We start from the raw sequence: 19,477 nt of genomic DNA on the forward strand, positions 1-19,477 counted from the left end.
TCACCTCGATAAGCGCCGCCCCTGCCGCGGAGGGCCCGGCCGTAGGGCGGGTCCCGTTCCACCTGCTCCTACGGCGTTCCGGTCGTTCCGGCGCGGTGCCGGGCCGGGCGGGGCGGGCGCCACGGCCCCGGGCCGTCGGCCGTACGGCCCTGTCCTGCGTCCCGCGGTGCCGCGGTCACGGCGCCACCGCCCCCGGGCCGGGGGCGCCGTGACCGTATGCCTGCCGGTGGATCAGTCCTCGGTGACGAAACCGCGGGCTACGGCCCAGGCGGGCAGGCCGGCGAGCACGGCCCGGTAGAAGGCCGCGTCGGCGACCTCGCGGGGGGCGGGGCCGGCGTGGAAGAACCCGGCGTTCTCGACGTCCAGCCTCCGCAGGAAGTCGAAGCCCTTGGCGTCCTCGTCACCGAAGGCGACGAACTGGAAGAACAGCGGCAGCCGTGCCGCGTCCGCCAGCGCCTGTTTGGCCGCCTGCTTGGCGTCCGGGGCGCCGTCCGTCTGGAAGATCACGAGTGCCGGTCCGGTGGCCCCGGAGTTCTCGTAGTGCGCGACGATCTCCTCGACGGCCCGGTGGTAGTTGGTACGCCCCAGCCGGCCGAGGCCGGCGTGCAGCTCGTCGATCCGGCCCTCGTGCGCGCCCAGGTCGACGGCGCCGGTGCCGTCGATGTCGGTCGAGAAGAAGACGACGGGCACGGTGGCGGCCCCGTCCAGGTGCGCGGCCAGCGCCAGGGTGCGGTCCCCGAGGTGCTGGGCGCTGCCGTCCTTGTAGAACGGCCGCATGGACCCGGACCGGTCGAGGACCAGGTACACGGTGGCCCGCAGTCCGGTCAGTCCGTGTGCCTTGAGCCCGGCCTGTGCCGCCTTGTAGGGGGCGACGAGCTGGGGCGCGGCGGCCTTGACCCGTGCCAGGGTGACGGCGGGCCCGGACGCGGTGGAGGACTTGGCCTCAGGGGCGGGATCGGCCTCGGGAGTGGCCTCCGCCTCTGCTGGAGCGGGGGTGGGCTCGGCGGCCACGGGCTCGGTTTGCGGCGCCTCGGCGGCCTCCGGCTTCGGGGCCTCCTCGGCCGCGTGCGGGACGGCGTCGGAGGCGGCTTCCGGCTCCTTGTCCGCCGCCGGGGTGCCGGCAGGGGCCTCGGGAGTGTCAGCACGGGTCTCCGCTGCGGGCTCCACGGCGTCCGCGGCGTCCGTGGTCTCCGGGGTGGCCACGGTCGTGTCGGCCGTGTCGCCGGCGGGCACCGCTGCGGAGGCGGCCTCGGCCGGTGCGGCCGTTTCGACGGCGTCCCTGGCCGACTCGCCGCTCTTCGGTGCGGCGGCGGGCTCGGTCGCCTCGGCCTGCGGCTCGGCGGCCGGCTCAGCGTCCGCCGCCGCGTCGGTGTCTGCGGTGGGTTCGGCTTCGGCCTCGGGGGTCGGGTTCGTGCCTGCGGTCGGCTTCGCCTCTTCGGTCCCGGGCTTCGTGTCCGCCGCCGTGTCTGCGGCCGCGGTGGGCTCTGCTTCCGCTGCGGGCGTCGCGTCTGTGTCCGCGGTGGGCTCCGCTCCCGCCGCGGGCGGGACGGTTGCGTCCGCGGCCGGCTCCGCCCCGGCCTGTGGCTCAGCGTCCGCCGCCGCGTCGGTGTCTGCGGTGGGTTCGGCCTCGGCCTCGGGGGTCGGGTCCGTGCCTGCGGCCGGCTTCGCCTCTTCGGTCCCGGGCTTCGTGTCCGCCGCCGTCTCCGCGGCCGCGGTGGGCTCTGCCTCGGTCGTGGGCGTCACGTCCGCCTCCGCGGCCGGCTTCGCCTCCTCGGCCGCCGGCTCCGGCTCCGGGTCGATGTCGATCGTGATCGGTGCGAGGGTGGCGGGCTCGGGAGCGGTGGCCGATTCCGCCTTCTGCGGATCCGGGCCGGTGCCCGCGTCCGCGTCCGGCTTCGTCACGTCCGGGTCCTCTCCCTGCGCCGGAACCTTGCTTGTGCGCTTGGGAGTTGATGTGACGGCTGCCTTGTCGAAGGCCGCCGCCACCAGGTCCGAGGCCGGTCCGCCGTCACGCCCTTCCTCGGACCGGTCCGAGGAAGGGGAGGCCGGGGCCGGTACCGAGGCCTTCGCGGGCTCGGCCGCCGAAGTGGTCTCCGGCTCCGGCTCCGTGGGCTGGGTGCGCTCGGCCTGGGGCGGGACGGTGGCCGTGGTCGGCTCGTCCTGCTCCGTGCGGCCGAACACCTTGCGCAGCAAGCTCCGAATGCCCATGGGCGAGGCCTTTCGCATGAGTTGGGTGCGATAAATGTCCGTACTGCGGGAATTGATCCCTGGCCAGGGCGGATACGTAAGGTTAGCGGCCGGATCCGGCCGTTCGGTGGTGCGGCCCGCCCCGGCGTCGGCCGGGCTTCCCGGGCGGCCCGTGAGGAGCGGTGTCCCCGACTTCACCCGCCGTTCACCGGCAGTCCCACCCGCTGCGTGGAAGCCCGCCTACCGTCACGCAGGACACACAGACGGAGGGACGAAAACGTGCGCACCATGCTGCCGCTCATCGGCTCGCACCCGGGCGGGCGGTCCGCGCTGACCTGCCGCTACCGCTGCGGTGACGCCTGCTTCCAAGAGGTTCCGAACACCAGTGGAAACGAGTACGCCGGTGACATCATCGCCGGTGCCCTGTCGCGCCGGTCGATGATGCGGGCCGCCGCGGTGGTGACGGTCGCCGCTGCCGCCGGGGCCACCGCTCTCGCCGGTCCGGTCGCCCCGAGGGCGCAGGCCGCGCCGCTCGCCGGTCACCCCGGCAGGCCGGTACCGGGCGCTTCGGGCGCCCGGGGCCTGCGCTTCTCCCCCGTGGCGCCCAACACGGACGACAAGGTCACCGTTCCCGAGGGCTACGGCCAGAACGTGGTGATCCGCTGGGGCGAACCGATCCTGCGCGGCGCTCCCGCCTTCGACCCGGACAAGCAGTCCGCCGCGGCGCAGGCGGGCCAGTTCGGTTACAACAACGACTTCCTCTCCCTGCTCCCCCTCCGCGGCGAGCACGGCCGCCAGGTGCTGGTCGCCAACCACGAGTACACGGACGAGACCCTGATGTTCCGTGGCTACGACCCGGCCGCCCCGACCCGCGAGCAGGTCGAGATCGCCTGGGCCGCGCACGGGCTCTCCGTCGTGGTGGTCCAGGAGGAGAACCGCACCGGAAAGCTCGGCCCGGTCAACCGCCACCCGCTGAACAGGCGCCTCACCGCGACCAGCGAGTTCCGGCTCACCGGCCCCGCCGCCGGCAGCCCGCTGCTCCGTACGTCCGCGGACCGCACGGGCCGCAAGGTCCTCGGCACGCTCAACAACTGCGCGGGTGGCACCACGCCGTGGGGTACCACGCTGCACGGGGAGGAGAACTTCAACCAGTACTTCGCCCACGGCTCCAGCGCCACCGACAAGCGGTACGGCATCGGTACGGCGGCCACGGAGCGCAAGTGGGAGCGGTTCGACCGGCGGTTCGACCTGGCGCAGGAGCCCAACGAGGCGCACCGCTTCGGCTGGGTCGTCGAACTCGACCCGTACGACCCCGACTCGACGCCCCGCAAGCGCACCGCGCTCGGCCGCTTCAAGCACGAGGCGGCCCAGCCCCGGCTGACCGCGGACGGCCGCCCCGTCGTCTACATGGGGGACGACGAGCGGTTCGACTACTTCTACAAGTTCGTCTCCGGCAAGCGGATGAAGAAGGGCAACTCGCGGGCCGCCCGCGAGCACAACCTCACGCTGCTGGACGAGGGCACCCTGTACGTCGCCAAGCTGACCGGTGACTCGCCGGCCGCGGAGTTCGACGGCACGGGCAAGCTGCCTGCCGACGGCGAGTTCGACGGCAGCGGAGTCTGGATCCCGCTCGCCACGGGCGACGTCTCGCACGTGCCCGGGATGACCGCCGACGAGGTGTACGTCTTCACGCGTCTGGCCGGTGACAAGGTCGGAGCCACGAAGATGGACCGCCCCGAGGACGTCGAGCCCTCGCCGCGTACCGGCCGCGTCTACATCGCGCTCACCAACAACACCGACCGCGGCAAGCCGGGCAAGCCCGGGGTCGACGAGGCCAATCCGCGCAACGTCAACAAGCACGGCCAGATCCTGGAGCTCGCGGAGCACTGGGACGACCCGGCGGGCGACGGCTTCGCCTGGCGGCTCTTCCTCGTCGCGGGCGACCCGGACGACCCGGCGACGTACTTCTCCGGGTTCCCGAAGGACAAGGTCAGCCCCATCTCCTGCCCGGACAACGTGGCCTTCGACGACCACGGCAACCTGTGGATCTCCACGGACGGCAACCAGCTGGGATCCCACGACGGGTTGTTCGGTGTGGCGACGCAGGGTGAACGCCGGGGTGAGCTCAAGCAGTTCCTGACCGTACCGACCGGCGCCGAGACCTGTGGCCCGCTGATCCAGGACCGCAGGGTCCTCGTCGCCGTGCAGCACCCGGGCGAGGTGGACGGGGCGTCCGTCGAGAAGCCGGCGAGCACCTGGCCGGACGGGCCGGGCCGGATCGTGCGGCCGTCGGTCGTCGCGGTCTGGCGCAAGGACGGCCGCGACATCGGCGTCTGAACGTCGCACCACTGCGCCCCCACCGCCCCACCGCCCGCCTGCCCCGCCGGGCCGGTGGGGCGGTGGCGGTCCGCCGGGCCGTGGGCCGTACCCGGGAGACCGCACGCCGGGTTCCTCGCCGGACTACAGTCGGGTCCATGGTTTCCGGTGAGGCGCCGCAGGCGGAGGGAAGCGTCCGGGTCGACGTCTGGATCTGGTCGGTCCGGCTGACGAAGACCCGGTCGCAGGCTGCCGCAGCCTGCCGGGCGGGGCACGTGCGGGTCAACGGCGAGCGGGCCAAGCCCGCCCAGGCGCTGCGCACGGGCGACGAGGTGCGCCTCCGGCACGCGGGCCGGGACCGGATCGTCGTCGTCTCGAAGATCGTGAAGAAGCGCGTCGGGCCGCCGGTCGCGGTGGAGTGCTTCGTCGACAACAGCCCGCCCCCGCCGCCGCGTGAGGCGCTGCTCCAGGTCCCCGTCCGCGACCGGGGCACAGGCCGTCCGACCAAGCGGGACCGGCGGGAGATGGAGCGCCTCCAGGAGCGGCGGGACAAGCCCTGACGGGCTGATCAGCTCTCGTAGCCCTCCACCTCGTCGGCGGGGCGGACCCGGGCCGCCGACGGGTCCTCGCCGTACTCGTTGAGTGCCCGCCGCTGCCTGAGCAGGTCCCAGCACTGGTCCAGCCGTATCTCCACCTCCCGCAGGCGTGCCCGCTCCTCGGCGGAGAGGCCGTCCAGGGTCGAGCGGGAGCGCAGGTCGCGCTCCAGAGAGATCAGCTCGTCGATGCTCTCGAAGATGTCCTGGTCACCCATGAGGCTCTCCCGGTTCGGTGTCCTGGTGTTCCGCGGTGTCCGGCGGTGATGCGCTGCCCGGCAGGTCAGAGGGTGAAGACGGTCTTCCCCCGCGCCCCGCCCGCGCGGCTCCGGAGCAGTGCCTGCGGGGCCTTCTCGAGGGGGAGCTCCATGTCGACGGGCACCCTCAGCTCTCCCCGCGCCGCGGCGGCGGCCAGCTCGTCGAGCAGGCGGGCCGTCGGGGCGAACCGGAAGTCGACCCGGGCGACCCCCCGCGGCGCGGCTGCCCCCCGGGTGGTGACCGCGACACCACCCTCGCGCACCAGGGCGGCATGCGCGGCGAAGGCGGCCGGACCGGTGGAGACCAGGTCGACGAGGGCGTCGGCCCCGGCCGGGTACAGCTCCCGCACCGCCCGCTCCAGCTCCCCGGCCGCGAGGGTCGTGTCGACGGTGGCCGTGGCGCCGAGGGCCTTCATCCGTCTTCCCTCGTCGCCCCGCACCGCCGCGACGACCGCCAGGCCGCGGGCGGCGGCGAGCTGGGTCAGGAAGCTCCCGACGCCGCCCGCCGCACCGACGACCAGCAGGTTCCGTCCGCTGTGCACCGCCGTGCCGCCCAGGATCTGTGCGGCGGTACCGCCCGCCGTCGGGAGCGCCGCCGCGAGCCGGAGCGGCAGCTCGCGCGGGACGAGGGTGACCGGGGAGTCCTGCGGGACGCACACGTACTCGCTGTAGGCGCCGCACCGGCCCGGAGGCTGTACCGTGACCCGGCCGAAGACCGGGTCCCCGACCCGGAAACGGTTGTCTCCGGGGCCGATCATGTCCACCCGGCCCGCGAAGTCGGCCCCCACGATCAGGGGGAACGCCGCGGAGAACCCCCCGTCCGGGGGCCGGCCGGGGGGTTGCGCGTCGAGCGGGTTCAGCGCCGCGTACTCGACCTTGACCCGGACGTCGCCCGCCCCGGGGTCCGGCTTCGGTACCTCGACGAGGCACGGCTCCGCATCGAACGCGCTGACAGCGATGGCTCGCATACGGCCGGCCTCTCGGTCGCCCCCGACTCTCACGCCTCCACTCTCGCCCGGCCCGTGCACCCGCGCATGTCGGGCCGCGCACCCGCCCCCTGCCGTGTCCCGCGCGCTCACGGGGTACCCCGGCCGCGCGCCCTCACCCGGCCGACGCCGTACGTCTCCGGGACGCCAGAGCCCAGCCCAGCCCCCCGGCGACCACCAGTACCGCCCCGGCCAGGAGCACGGCCCACACCGTCGTCCGCAGCGAGGCGGTGAGTGCGTCGTACACGGCGGCGGCGGCGTCCCGGTCGCTGCCGGGCACCTGGTCCAGCACCCGCGCACGGCCCACGGCCACCGCGATGCGCAGGACGACCGCGCCGAGGACGAGACCGCCCCCGGCCACGGCGGCGGTCCGGAGCCCGGCCCGTATACCCCCGCGGACGACCGCGAGCCCGAGGACCACCACCAGCAGCACCAGCGTGCCGACGGCCGGCCAGACGCTGCCGTACCGCAGCCAGCGGAAGGAGGTCCGCAGTTCGTCCGCCCGGTCGGCGGACAGGACGGTGATCGAGATGTGCCGGACGGGGATCTGGTCGGCGAACGGCACACCGTTGTCGACCAGTTCCCGCTTGACCTCCTGGACGACGGGCGCCAGGTCGATGGTCACCGCCTGGCCGCTGTCCTCGTGCAGCGCCTCGGTCACCGCCTTGTGCGCCGTCCGGTTCGCGGCGTCCCAGGCCCGCCGGAAGGCCTCGGTCGTCGTGAAGGAGCGCGCGGTCCGCCGCAGGAACTCCTCCACGGTGTCCTGGAAGGGCCCGACGTCGATGTTCTTCATCGCCTCGTCGGTGATCCGCGTGGCCACGGTGCGCTGCACGTCCGGGTCGGAGGCCAGCGGCGAGACGGCGGCGACGTACCGGTCGGGGTCGTCGAGCTCCAGGTCGACCCAGGCGGACAGGGCGCTCACCGGGACCAGCACGGCAAGCAGGACGAGCAGTACCGCCGACAGAACCGCTGTGAGATACGTCCGCACAGCCCCAGCCAACCCCCTGGGGCCGCCGCGTGCCGCTCGGCGGTGGGCCGTTCGAGTTGCCGGGCGGCGCGGCCGGGTGTGGGCTGGAGTGACAGAGCGACGGGGGAGAGGGAAGGGGTTGCCGGCCATGGCCACTCACGCAACGATGCCGACGCGTGGACGACGTACGCGCGCACCCTCCACGGTCCGGCACGGACACACCCCGCTCGGCTGGGCGGTGCCCGTCACGCTGGGCGTGATCCTCGGCTTCTGGGCCTTCTTCATCCGGCGGGACGGCGGGGTGACCACGAACGGCCAGATCTGGCTCGGCGTGGTCTCCGGTGTGGCCTTCGCCGCCCTCTGCTTCGCCCTCGGCCGGGTGCAGCGGGCGCTGCCCCGGGAGCTGAGCGCCGCGGCGTACGGCGCCCTGTCGGGGGGCGCGATCGGCTTCCTGTACAGCCTGCACGACAACAGCGTCCTGGCGTCGACCACCCTCGGACTCGTGATCGCCGCAGGCGTGACGTGCATGGCCTACTACGTCATCTACACGCACATGGAGTGAGCGCCGGTGCTCCTCGGTTCCCGGACATCACGAGGCCGGTTCCCGGGCGACCGCGGGACCGCCTTCAGGGGGTTCCCGCGGATGCGCGGCCGCCGGGAGTCGCGGGGCACGACCCGGTCGTGTCAGTCGTGGACGACCGTGACCGGGCAGGAGGCGTGCTGGGTGACGTGGAGGCTGACCGAACCCAGCAGGGTGGCCTTGAAGCCGCTGTAACCGCGCGCGCCGACGACCAGCAGGTTCGCGCCCCTGGCCCGCTCCAGCAGGGACAGTGCCGGGTTGCCGATGACGACGATCTTCTCGACCTTCGACGCGCCCTCGGCGCCCAGGGCCTCCTCCAGCGCCTCGGTGAGGGCCACGCGCGCCACGGCCTGCGGGTCGAAGTCCTCCGGCATGCCGGGCATCATCGACGCCCAGCTGGTCGCCGGGTACTCCCAGCTGTTGACCGCCTCGACCGTGTCGCCGGTCAGCTCGCCCTGACGGACCGCCCAGCGCAGCGCCTTGATCGACGCGTCCGAGCCGTCCACACCGACGACGATCCTGCCCATGTCTGCCTCCACCTGGTGTCGAGCATGTGCGCCATGCACCTCACGATGCGTCTATCGGTGACAACTCTAGTCAAACCGGACCCCGGTGTGCCGGGCGGGTACCGGGCCCGCTCAGCCGGCTCGCAGCCCGGCGAGCTGCTCCTCGAACGGCACGACCGCGTCCTCGCCGTCGTCGAGCGTCGGTTCCCGGGTCGCTCCGGAGACGGTCCGCCCCGTGACCGCTGAGGCGAGTTCACCGCCCGCGCGCCGGATCCGGGACGGCAGCCCCTCGGTGTACTCGTCGCCGGACGAGCCCCAGTCCTCCGACGCCGCGTACACGGACGTCGGCAGGACGACCGCCCGGAGGTAGGTGAAGAGCGGGCGCAGGGCGTGTTCCAGGACCAGGGAGTGGCGGGGGGTGCCGCCGGTCGCCGCGACGAGGACGGGCTTACCGGTCAGGGCGGTGGGCTCGACGAGGTCGAAGAACGACTTGAACAGTCCGCTGTACGAGGCGGTGAAGACGGGCGTCACGGCGATCAGCCCGTCGGCCCCGGTCACGGCGTCGATCGCCTCCTTCAGGGGGCGGGGCGGGAAGCCGGTGACCAGGTTGTTGGCGATGCCGACGGCCAGGTCGCGCACTTCGACGACCTGGACCTCGACCGGGCGGTCCTGATCGGCGGTCAGCCGTTCGCGGGCGGCCCCGGCGAGCCGGTCGGCCAGCAGCCGGGTGGACGAGGGGCTGCTGAGCCCGGCCGCCACGGCCACGATCTTCAGGGGGGCGGTGGTGAGCGCGGTCATCGGAGCTCCTTCGGGTTGGCCTCGGCGGCGGTACGGGCGGCGGTGACCGCCGGGTGGACGGGCGCGTCCGGCACGCCGGCCGGGCGCAGGGCGGCGAACTCCTTGCGCAGCACGGGCACGACCTCCTCGCCGAGGATGTCGAGCTGCTCCAAAACCGTCTTCAGCGGCAGTCCCGCGTGGTCCATCAGGAACAGCTGGCGCTGGTAGTCGCCGACGGCGTCCCGGAAGGACAGGGTCCGCTCGATGACCTCCTGCGGCGAGCCGACGGTCAACGGGGTCTCCCGGGTGAAGTCCTCCAGGGAGGGGCCGTGGCCGTAGACCGGGGCGTTGTCGAAGTACGGGCGGAACTCCCGCACGGCGTCCTGGGAGTTCTTCCGCATGAACACCTGACCGCCGAGGCCGACGACGGCCTGCTCGGCGGTGCCGTGGCCGTAGTGGGCGTAGCGCCGGCGGTAGAGGTCGACCATCTTCTTCGTGTGCTCCATGGGCCAGAAGATGTTGTTGTGGAAGAAGCCGTCACCGTAGTAGGCGGCCTGCTCGGCGATTTCCGGGGAGCGGATGGAGCCGTGCCAGACGAACGGCGGTACGCCGTCCAGCGGGCGCGGGGTCGAGGTGAAGGACTGCAGGGGTGAGCGGAACTTGCCCTCCCAGTCGACGACGTCCTCGCGCCACAGCTTGTGCAGGAGTGCGTAGTTCTCGATCGCGAGCGGGATGCCCTGGCGGATGTCCTTGCCGAACCAGGGGTAGACCGGCCCGGTGTTTCCGCGCCCCATCATCAGGTCCACGCGCCCGTCCGCGAGGTGCTGGAGGGTGGCGTAGTCCTCGGCGATCTTCACCGGGTCGTTGGTGGTGATCAGGGTGGTGGAGGTGGAGAGGATCAGCTTCTCGGTGCGGGCGGCGATGTAGCCGAGCGTGGTCGTCGGGGAGGACGGGACGAACGGCGGGTTGTGGTGCTCACCGGTCGCGAAGACGTCGAGCCCCACCTCCTCCGCCTTCTGCGCGATCGCGAGGGTCGCCTTGATCCGCTCGTTCTCGGTCGGTGTCCGGCCGGTCGTGGGGTCGGTGGTGACGTCCCCGACGGTGAAGATCCCGAACTGCATGGCGCCCGCCTCCAGTTTTAGTTGAACCTTGAACTATGTTGGACACACTCTACAACGGGGGTGCCCCCTCCTCCTATTCCGCAGGACACGGGGGCACCCGGGGGGGCCGCGTACCGTGGGGGCGCCGGCCGAGGCGACAGGCGAAGGAGGCGGGCCGGACGGGCGACGGCGAACGCCGGAAGGAGCGGGGCGTGGCCCTGCGCGTCTTCGTCCCCGTCCTCGCGACGCACCTCTGCGGCTCCGTCGTGCTGCTGTTCTCTCCGGGCGGCCACGCGGACCGGTGGGGGCCCGCCTTGCGCCCCCATCCCGACCGGGCCCGTTCCGGTCCGGCCCGGACGGCGGCCCCCGGCTGTCTCCCCCCGCGTGACGCCCGCCGGGCCGCCGAAAAGCCCGGGCCCGCATACCCGGGCGAGGTACAGTGGCGCCATGACCTCCGTACCGTGCCGTAACTGGTGGCGCTCCTCCTAGGAGCGGCCGCCTCTTCCGCACGGAACCAGGGCCGTTCGATCTCGGACGGCCCTTCTTGCTGCCCCGGTGTCCTTCGGCGGGCCGTCCTCCACGCACACGCCACCAGCGAGGAGACCCCGTGACCATCACCGACGACCTTCCCGTCAGCCCCGCCGAGCGCCGCAGCGCCGAGCTGGAACGGCAGCTCGCCGAAGCCCCCGGCCGGTTCCGCGTCCTCACCGGGGACCGGCCCACCGGCGCCCTCCACCTCGGGCACTACTTCGGCACCCTCCACAACCGGGTCCGCCTCCAGAACCTCGGTGTGGACGTCTTCGTGCTCATCGCCGACTACCAGGTGCTCACCGACCGGGACGTCGCCGAGCGGCTCACCGAACACGTCGAGGGACTGCTCCTGGACTATCTGGCGATCGGGCTCGACCCCGCCCGTACGACCGTCTTCAACCACAGCGCGGTCCCGGCCCTCAACCAGCTGATGCTGCCGTTCCTCTCGCTCGTCTCCGTCGCGGAGCTCGGCCGCAACCCCACCGTGAAGGACGAGATCGCCCACTCCCGGCAGGCCGCCGTGAGCGGACTCATGTACACCTACCCGGTGCACCAGGCCGCCGACATCCTGTTCTGCAAGGGCAACCTCGTGCCCGTCGGGCAGGACCAGCTGCCCCACCTGGAGATCACCCGTACGATCGCCCGGCGGTTCGACGAGCGGTACGGAGCCGTCTTCCCGGAGCCCGACGCGCTGCTCTCCGCCGCACCTCTGCTGCTCGGCACCGACGGCACCAAGATGAGCAAGAGCCGCAACAACTCCGTCGCCCTCGGCGCGAGCGAGGACGAGACCGCCCGGCTGATCAAGGGGGCGACGACCGACGCCGACCGGCACATCACCTACGACCCCGAGGCGCGGCCCGGGGTGTCGAGCCTGGTGCTGCTGGCCGCGCTCTGCCTGGACCGGGACCCGCACGCCGTCGCCGACGAGATCGGTGACGGCGGCGCCGCCGTCCTCAAACGGACGGTGACGGACGCGGTGAACAGCCGGATGGCCCCGATCCGGGCCCGGCGCGCGGAGTACGCGAAGGACATGGGGTACGTCCGGTCGGTGCTGCGCGCCGGCAACGAGCGGGCGAACGCGATTGCCGAGGCGACCCTGGACGAGGTGCGCGACGCGATGGGCACACCTCGCTGAGGTGACGGGGCGAGCAGGGCGGGCGCCTCCCGGCCGGTCCGGAGGGTGGGGCAGGCGTCAGCGGGTCAGCGTGCGCTGCCGGCCCAGCAGCTCGGCCAGACCCCGCCGGGTCGCCGCGATGACCACCCGGTCCTGCGGCTGCAGTACGTAACCCGGATGCAGGTCCCAGACCAGCCCCGCCGGACGTTCCGGGCCGGCGGGGCCGCCGGCCGGGTGCGCGGGGTCGTACGGCGGGGTGGCGGCCAGGTCCGGTACGCGGTCGGCCGGCGGCGTGGCGTCCAGGGCCAGGACCCGCCAGTACCCCGGGCGGAACGCCTGCGCGACGGTGCGGCCCTCCAACGGGGGATGGCCCGCCACCACCAGGGCGGCGAACAGCATCACCTTGCGCTCGACCGGCACCGCGCCCAGGATCTGCCGGCCCATCATGGCGCCCGCGAACGAGGGGGCGGCCAGGTGGGACACGGAACGGGAACGGGTCAGGGCCTGCGGGTGGGCGGTGCGCAGGGTGCGGTAGACGGCGGTGGCGAACTCGTCGTCGAACAGGCGGAGGGCCACCCGGAGGTCCGGCTTCACCGAGCGGGCGTACAGCGCGGCCTCGAGGTTCGTCGTGTCGGCGCTCGTCAGGGCGAGCAGCGCGCGGGCCCGATGGATCTTCGCGGCCTCCAGCACCCCCTCCTGGGTGACGTCACCGATGACGGTCGGCACACGCATGCTGCGGGCCAGCGGGATGCCGCGCGCCTCCGGGTCCTCCTCGACGACGACCACGGGGATGTCCAGCTCGCGCAGCCGTACCAGGACCCTCGTACCGATCTTGCCGAGACCCAGGAGCACCACGTGGCCGGAGAGCCCGCGGGGCGGCCGGCGCAGGGACGAGGCGGTGCGCAGCGAGCCGAACGCCTCCAGGACGGCGGCAACCAGCAGGGGCAGCAGGAGGAGCCCGGCCGTACCGGAGAGCAGCTGGATGATCTGGCGGGAGGAGGAGTCCGTGTCCTCGACCGCGGGGTCGCCCATGGCGAGGAGGTCGAGGAGCGTGAGGTAGGCGGCGTGCAGCGGGCTGTCCCCGGTGGTGATCACCGAGGCGACGGCCAGGGCGACCACGGCCGCCGCGACGCCCGCCGCCGACCACCGCAGCCGCCGGGAGAAGATGTGACCGAGCGGGGCGCCCCGGCCGCCCATCCGGGTGGGGGCCCGGTCGGGTCCCGCGTGGCTGATGGCTTCCAGGACCACCGTGCCCCGGCCGGTGGCGGCGGCCACGGTCGCCTCGTCGGGCAGGAGCCGGGGGCCCTCGTCGCCGCTGCTGTCGGAGCCCTCGGCGCCGGCCGGGTTCTGGGTGGTGGAGGAGAGCAGGGCCAGTGTGCACAGGCCCGGATCGGCGAGTTCGCCCTGCCGGGGCGGGGTGCGCTCGGCGGCGCGCAGGAGCAGCCCCTCGGCCTGGATCACCTTGCTGCTTCCGGTCAGGGCGGTGGCGGCCAGGGCGGGCGCGGCGGTGTCGGCGTCGGACAGGACGGTCGTCGAGGCGTCCAGCGCGGCGGTGTCGATGCCGGGCATGGCGACGGCGGCGGCCTGGTCGAGCAGGGTCTCCAGGTGCTGGCCGAGCTTGCGGTTGTAGAGCCGGATGACCAGGCGCAGCCGGGGGTTGAGCCGCCGCGCGGTGAGCGCGGCCCGGATGTTGCGCTCGTCGTCGTCGTAGACGAGGGCGAGGGCGGCGGCCCGGTCGACGCCCGCGTCCTCGAGCACCTCGTCGGAGGGCTCGGGCGCCTCCATGATGTGGACGGCCTCGACGCCCGCGTTCGTGTCGTCGTCGCCCGTGCCCCCGCTCGTCCCGTTGCGGTTCATCGCCGCCGACATCCGGCCGAACAGCGTCGCGGCGCGGGCACGTTGGGTCAGTGGCAGTTCGGGCCGGGCGGCCTCCCGCCCGGGCGGGAGCAGCAGGGTGACCCGTTCCCCGTACACGTAGCGCAGTTCCACGGCGAGCCGCCGGGCGAGCGCGTCGTCACCGCACACGACCATGTGGCCGCCTGCGTAAGGGCGTTGGGGCTGATGAGGAAGTGGGGGCACGAAACCCAGCATGCCTTGTCCTGCCTTCGTCAGTCCCGTGAACCCCGGGCTCGGCCGGTGCCGGCCGGAAGAGGGCGGGGGTCGCCCGCCCTCTCGATCGCCGTCTCGACGGCCGCGATCCGGTCCGCGAGCAGACCGAGCGCCGCGACCGCGCGCGTCATGGGGTCGCCGTCGGGGCCGCCGAGTGCCTGACCGCGGACGTACGAGGCGGTGATCTCCCCCCAGCGGACGGCCTGTTCGGGGGTGAGTGTGCCGCGCAGGGCGGCCAGCTTGAGCAGGTTGGCCTCGGCGCCGGTGGTCAGGGTCTGTGCCTCGCCCGTGTAGTGGTCGCCGATGACGGCGGCCAGTTCGGCCTCGTTCATGACGGGCACGATCCGCTCCGCGATCTTGTTCATGTTGCGGTAGGAGCCCTGCAGCCGGAACGGCGGCTCGGTGCGCGTGTCGTCCGTCCGGGCCGCCGACGCGATGTACGCGGCGTTCACCGCGAGCACCGTGTCCCGGGCGGTGAGCAGATGGCTCAGGACCGCGAGGATCCGGTCCAGCTCGGCCGGGGTGTACGGGTGCTCCAACCGGTCCGCGCCGACGGTGCCGCCCGGGCCGGAGGCCATCCGCAGGAGCAGGTCGAGGTCGCTCCGGGAACGGCCCGCGAGCGGGGCCAGGACCGGATTGGCGGTGAGGGCGTTCTCGACGAAGCTCAGCGCGAAGACGTCCTCCCGGCCGCTCAGGACCTCGCCGAGATTCCACACGTCGGCCCGGTTGGCGAGCATGTCGGGGACGCGGAACACCTCCCCGGACTCGGTGTACGGATTGCCCGCCATGACCACCGCGAACCGCTTACCCCGCAGGTCGTAGCTGCGTGCCTCGCCGTCCCGTACGCCTTCCATGCGGCGGGTGGCGTCACAGAGCGGGATGAACTTCTGGAGCAGCTCGGGCGAGGTGTGCTGGATGTCGTCCAGGTGGAGGAGGACGTTGCTGCCCGCCTCCAGAGCGAAGTTGATCTTCTCGATCTCCTGCCGGGCGGTCACACCGGGTGCCTGGGCCGGGTCGAGGGAGGTCACGTCACGTCCGAGGTTGGGGCCGCTGACCTTGACCAGGACCATGCCGAGCCGGTCGGCGACGTACTCCATGAGCGTGGTCTTGCCGTAACCGGGCGGCGAGACGAGCAGCAGGAGCCCCTGGGAGTCGGTGCGCCGGTCCGCGTCGGCGGTCCCGAGCTGCTTGGCGAGGCTGTCACCGACCAGCGGGAGGTACACCTCGTCCAGCAGCCGGTTGCGCACGAACGCGGGCATGACGCGCGGCCGGTGGTCCTCCAGCCGGAGCCGGGCCCGCTCCGCGTCGGCCAGGGCCGTACGCAGCCGCCGGTAGGCCCGGAAGCCGGGTACGGTCGTCGCCCGGAACTCGGCTGTGCGGGCCAGGAGTTCGTCGAGCCGGATGGTGAGCCGCCCCCGGTCGGTGCGCGGGTGGCCGCCGAGGAGCCCCTCCACCGTCGCGGTGAGCGGGGCGTCGCACCCGTACCGCTCCAGACCGGGGCACAGCTCCACGGCGACGGCCTCCGCCAGGTCACCGTCGTCCGGCGCCGTGCCGCTCGCCGCGGCGTAGGCGGCAAGCCAGCCCTCCACGAGCTGGCGCCGGGCCGGGAGGTCGTCGCCCAGGGCGGCCAGGTCCTCGTCGTACGCCGATGTGCCCGCGGCCCGGCGGAACGCGTCCAGGAAGGTGCGGGCCGCCGTGCTCGTGACGAAGCCGGCGGGCCCGCCGGTCAGTTCCTCGAACAGGTACTCCGCCACCGCGCCCCCGGCGCCCATCGCCGCCGCCCACTCCGCCTGGAGGGCGGCGACGGCGGGGGCGAGGCCGAACGTGTCACGGGCCCGCGCCAGGGACACCGCCCGGCGCGACCAGGACGCGCGCAGGCCGTCATCGGCGGTGTGCGCCCAGAAGAGCTGGGCCTCGGCGCGTACGGCGGGTGGGAAACGCAGCAGCCCGGCGCCCGCGTGCAACCGCAGGAGCACGGTCAGGACGGCGGTGGCGTCCTCGTCGTGCACCCCGCGCTCGTACCCCTCGTCGTACGCCGCCGCGGCGGCCTCCCGCACGAACGCGGCCAGGTCCCCCACCTTGCCCAGGGTGTCCGCGCCGTGCTCCTCCAGGAGGCGGGTGGCCAGGTGCTCCGCGCGGGAGACGTCCCGCGACTCGGAGGGCAGGACCTGGTCCCAGTACGGGCGGGTCGCGGCGAACGCCGGGTCGCCGACCGGAGCCCGGTAGTCCGTGCCGGTCAGTGCGAACGCGAGCCCGTCGCCGTGCGGGACGAGGGTCAGGTCCAGGGGCTGGGTGTTCACCGCGAACCGGTGGCGGCCCAGCCGGATCGCCGAGCCGCCGTCCGTGTACAGCTCGCCCCGGTCGCGCAGCGCCCGCCCCGCCTCCTGCCGGGCCGCCTTGAGCCGGCCGTCGAGCTCCTCGGCGCGTACCGGGTCACCGAGCTCGCGCAGCTCGTCCGCGGTGCGGCGGACCTTGGCGACCATGGGATCGGAGGTGAAGTAGGTGTGGACCGCGTCCAGGTCCTCCAGGGCGGACAGCCGCCGGGCGACCGTCTCCAGGACCCGGACGGCTGAGTCCGCGAGCCGCTCCGCGCGCCGGGCGCGTGCGTCCTGGAGCGTCTGCTTACGGGACGAGAAGGCCTCGTACACCTCGGTGCGGCGCTCGGCCAGCCGGCCCAGGAAGTCGTCGTACTCGGCGAACCGCGACTCCAGGTTCTCCAGCTGGAGCAGCACCCGTGCCAGCTGTTCGTCGCAGGCGCCGGGGGAGTCCGCGGCGGCCAGCGCACCCGTGACGGACTGCCCCAGCAGGGCGAACTCGGCGGCGAACTCGGCCCGGCCCTCGGTGGCGAGCAGCTCCCCACGGCGGGCGTCGAGCGTCGCCCTGGCCCGGTTGGCGCCGCCCAGGACCTCGGCGACGCGCTCCAGGACCGAGGTACGGACGGTGGTGTCCGCGATGTCGATCCCGGCGACGACGTCGGTGACGGTCGCCAGGCCCTCCGTGATCTCCGCGAGCCGCTTTCGGACCTCCGTCGCCCCGGCGGCGGTGGTGAGCGCGCCGGCTTCCTCGGTGAGCCGGGCGAGGTCCTCGTGGTACCCGGTGAAGGCGTCCTCGCGGGCGAGGAACGCGACGGCCTGCCGGGCCGTGGACGTGAGGTCCCGCCCGGTCTGCTCGGACAGGGCAGCGACGCGGTCGGTGTCGGCGTACCGCATCTCGCCCAGCGTCGCCAGGTGGCCGTGTTCGCGCCGGAGTTCGGTGAGCCGGCCGACCCAGGCGGCGGCGGAGCGCGGGGCCTCGCCGCGGATGCGGCGCACCAGGGCGGTGAGCCGGGCCTCCGCCGCGTCCAGGGCGTCGGCGGCCTGCCGGGTCAGCTCCCGCACGGTCCCGAACTCGGCCAGCACCGCGTCGGCGGTGGCCCTGAGGTCGGCCAACGGCTCGCCGAGCGTGCCCAGTTCGGGGTCGGTGAGCCAGTGGTAGCGGTCGGCCACGCGAGTACAGTCGGCGACGAGCCGGCCGTGGACGGCGGCGGTCGGAGTCATCTCCCGGACCCCCTGCGCCAGGGCGAGGCAGTCGGAGATCCCGCGTACCAGGTCGGCGTTGCCGGTCCGGGCCAGCGGTCCCGTACCGGCGGGGCGGGAGGCGGCGTACGTGTCGGAGACGTACGGCGTCTGCCAGCGCTGCACCGGATGGACCCGGCCCGGCCCGTCCTCGCCGCCCCTGAGCAGGAGAAGGGTGCCGTCGTCCAGGAGGGCGTACCCCCGGCCGAGCAGCGGCGCGGCGACCTCCTGGCGGATCAGGTTGTACGGGAGGAGCAGGGTACGGCTGTCGTCCCCGGACCGGAAGACGTACAGGACGTCCTCGCCGTTGGGGGAGCGGATCGCGCCCTCGAAGACCGGGTCGACGAGCTCCTCGGCGGTGTCGAAGGTCTTCACGGTCCCGGTGGTGAGGTAGTAGCCGCCGGGGAAGACGATTCCCTGGTCCTCGGGCAGCCGGTGGCAGGACCGGCCGACGGCGTCGAGGCGCCGCACGTCCGCGAGCAGCGTGTTGTAGACCAGGTACCGCCAGTGTTCCTCCTTGTACGGGCGTACCCGCAGCAGGATCAGCGGTCCGGCCTCGGCGTACTCGACGTCGGCGTCGGCGAGGGACTGGAGCGGTTCGTCGACGGGCTCCTCGTAGATCCCGTCGGGCGACTCGGTGTCGTCGGTGGTCCTGACGGTGAGGGTGCCGCCCAGTGTGTCGACGTACACGGTGTCGCGGACGGCGATGTGCGGGTGGCGTCCGGAGCGGTACGCGTCCCGGCCGGCCGGGATCCACGCGAAGTCGTGCGAGGGCGGGAACACGTGGTCCCGCTCGCCCCTGGCGTCCAGGAACGCGCCGGGCGCGCCGTCCGGGCCGAGCGCCCAGCGCAGTACGCGGATGTCCTCGGCGGTCTCGCCGGTCCGGAACACGGCGAGCAGACGGCCGTTGACGCGGCGCAGCCGGACCAGCCGGGCGTCGCGGTAGTAGCGGTGCACCCCTGCGAACTCCCGGACGAAGGCCTCGTCGTCGAGGAGCCCGCCGTCCACCGGCTCCAGGCCGGGTTCGCGCAGGACGAGTACGTCGCCGACCTCCGCCTCACCGCGTGCCCCGGGTCCGCGCTCGAAGCCGAACAGCAGCCGTCCGCCGACGGCCACCAGGTCACGGGCGACGGAGGCGTGCTCGGTGCGCACCTGCTCGGTGGCGAGGAGCCGCAGCCCGGTGGACCCGAATTCCGCGGTCCGCCGCGCGTTGAGCGCCTCCGCCCGCCGGACCAGCTCATCGGCCTGCGCACCGAGCCGGCGCCGGAGCACTTCGTAGGCGCCGGCGTCGGCGTGCGCCCCGGTACCGGTGTCGGCCGCGGTCCCGGGTCCGGTACCCGCGTCGGTCCCGGGTCCGGCCTCGGTCCCGGCGTCGGTGAGTGTGCTGTGGCGGTCCATGCGTACGGCTCCCTACGAGATCAACAACCAACAACGCGCGTGCGGGTGGCGCCCGCAAGCCCCTCCCCGGACTCCGGGCCGGGCCCCGGCCTCCGGCGGGCGGCGGACGGGACCGGGTGCAGGTGTCCCCGTCCGTCCGCACGGCCGTGGCCAGCGGCCCGTGACCACACGACCGGCCGTGGTGGCAGGGCGAGCGGCCGCGCTCGGCCCACCCGGCCCTAGGGCGGAAACCCGGCCCCAGGGGGCCCGCGTCGAGGGTCCTGCCCCCCTCGGACGGGATCCGGCGGCCAAAACCGGGGTCCGACCGCGACCGGCCGGCCCGGCGCCGGGACGGGACCCCGGCCAGGAGGCCCCCGCTGAGGGGCCTGCCGCCGGACGGGGATCCGCCCCCAGGGGCCGGGACGGGAGCCCCGGCCTTGAGGGGACCCGCGTCGAGGAGCCCGCCCCCGTCGGACCGGATCCGGCGGCCGGGTCCGGTCCGGCCACCCGGACCCGGATCCGG

Annotated in this window: 14 protein-coding genes; 5 read left to right on the top strand and 9 right to left on the bottom strand. The window is 73.9% G+C overall.

Annotated features, from left to right (window positions below):
* Positions 1–231: 231 nt before the first annotated feature.
* Positions 232–1,743 carry a VWA domain-containing protein gene (locus tag BA175_RS29625; RefSeq protein WP_438947334.1) on the bottom strand — a complete coding sequence of 504 codons (1,512 nt, stop codon included), beginning with the start codon at positions 1,741–1,743 and terminating at the stop codon, positions 232–234.
* 723 nt (positions 1,744–2,466) lie between these two features.
* Between BA175_RS29625 and BA175_RS14685 the strand changes: the two genes are divergently transcribed.
* Complete coding sequence (locus BA175_RS14685; RefSeq protein ID WP_069171714.1) at positions 2,467–4,524, top strand: PhoX family protein; 2,058 nt, start codon at positions 2,467–2,469, stop codon at positions 4,522–4,524.
* Positions 4,525–4,661: 137 nt separating this feature from the next.
* Positions 4,662–5,063, top strand: coding sequence for an RNA-binding S4 domain-containing protein (locus BA175_RS14690; RefSeq protein ID WP_069171715.1), 402 nt, complete (start codon positions 4,662–4,664; stop codon positions 5,061–5,063).
* 8 nt (positions 5,064–5,071) lie between these two features.
* Here the strand turns inward: BA175_RS14690 and BA175_RS14695 are convergent, their stop codons facing one another.
* The 3 genes from BA175_RS14695 to BA175_RS14705 form a co-directional block, all read right to left on the bottom strand.
* Entirely contained in the window at positions 5,072–5,314 is a 243-nt protein-coding gene (locus BA175_RS14695) for a DUF2630 family protein (protein WP_069171716.1), read from the bottom strand.
* A gap of 65 nt (positions 5,315–5,379) precedes the next feature.
* A complete protein-coding gene (locus BA175_RS14700; RefSeq protein WP_069171717.1) occupies positions 5,380–6,321 on the bottom strand; it encodes an NADP-dependent oxidoreductase in 942 nt (313 codons plus the stop codon).
* 133 nt (positions 6,322–6,454) lie between these two features.
* Positions 6,455–7,327, bottom strand: a complete 873-nt coding sequence (locus BA175_RS14705; protein WP_069171718.1) for a hypothetical protein — start codon at positions 7,325–7,327, stop codon at positions 6,455–6,457.
* Positions 7,328–7,454: 127 nt separating this feature from the next.
* Between BA175_RS14705 and BA175_RS14710 the strand changes: the two genes are divergently transcribed.
* Positions 7,455–7,868 carry a hypothetical protein gene (locus tag BA175_RS14710; RefSeq protein ID WP_069171719.1) on the top strand — a complete coding sequence of 138 codons (414 nt, stop codon included), beginning with the start codon at positions 7,455–7,457 and terminating at the stop codon, positions 7,866–7,868.
* A gap of 122 nt (positions 7,869–7,990) precedes the next feature.
* Here BA175_RS14710 and BA175_RS14715 read toward each other — a convergent pair whose 3' ends face one another.
* The 3 genes from BA175_RS14715 to BA175_RS14725 form a co-directional block, all read right to left on the bottom strand.
* Positions 7,991–8,413, bottom strand: a complete 423-nt coding sequence (locus BA175_RS14715) for a universal stress protein (protein ID WP_069171720.1) — start codon at positions 8,411–8,413, stop codon at positions 7,991–7,993.
* A gap of 111 nt (positions 8,414–8,524) precedes the next feature.
* Positions 8,525–9,190, bottom strand: coding sequence for an FMN reductase (locus BA175_RS14720; RefSeq protein ID WP_069171721.1), 666 nt, complete (start codon positions 9,188–9,190; stop codon positions 8,525–8,527).
* Positions 9,187–10,290: an LLM class flavin-dependent oxidoreductase gene (locus BA175_RS14725; RefSeq protein WP_069171722.1), complete on the bottom strand. Its 1,104-nt coding sequence runs from the start codon at positions 10,288–10,290 to the stop codon at positions 9,187–9,189. The genes BA175_RS14720 and BA175_RS14725 overlap by 4 nt, the downstream gene beginning before the upstream one ends.
* A 35-nt stretch (positions 10,291–10,325) precedes the next feature.
* Here BA175_RS14725 and BA175_RS31765 point away from each other — a divergent pair, with 35 nt between their 5' ends.
* Positions 10,326–10,739 (top strand): DUF6126 family protein, encoded by a 414-nt coding sequence (locus BA175_RS31765; RefSeq protein ID WP_254667869.1) that lies wholly within the window; start codon positions 10,326–10,328, stop codon positions 10,737–10,739.
* A 137-nt stretch (positions 10,740–10,876) separates the two neighbouring features.
* Positions 10,877–11,935, top strand: a complete 1,059-nt coding sequence (gene trpS, locus BA175_RS14735) for a tryptophan--tRNA ligase (protein ID WP_069171724.1) — start codon at positions 10,877–10,879, stop codon at positions 11,933–11,935.
* 57 nt (positions 11,936–11,992) lie between these two features.
* Here trpS and BA175_RS14740 read toward each other — a convergent pair whose 3' ends face one another.
* Positions 11,993–14,005, bottom strand: coding sequence for an NAD-binding protein (locus BA175_RS14740; protein ID WP_069171725.1), 2,013 nt, complete (start codon positions 14,003–14,005; stop codon positions 11,993–11,995).
* Between the two features lie 17 nt (positions 14,006–14,022).
* Entirely contained in the window at positions 14,023–18,975 is a 4,953-nt protein-coding gene (locus BA175_RS14745; RefSeq protein WP_079159548.1) for a DNA repair ATPase, read from the bottom strand.
* Positions 18,976–19,477 lie beyond the last annotated feature (502 nt).

This window comes from Streptomyces griseus, assembly GCF_001715295.1.
Lineage (GTDB): Bacteria > Actinomycetota > Actinomycetes > Streptomycetales > Streptomycetaceae > Streptomyces > Streptomyces griseus_G.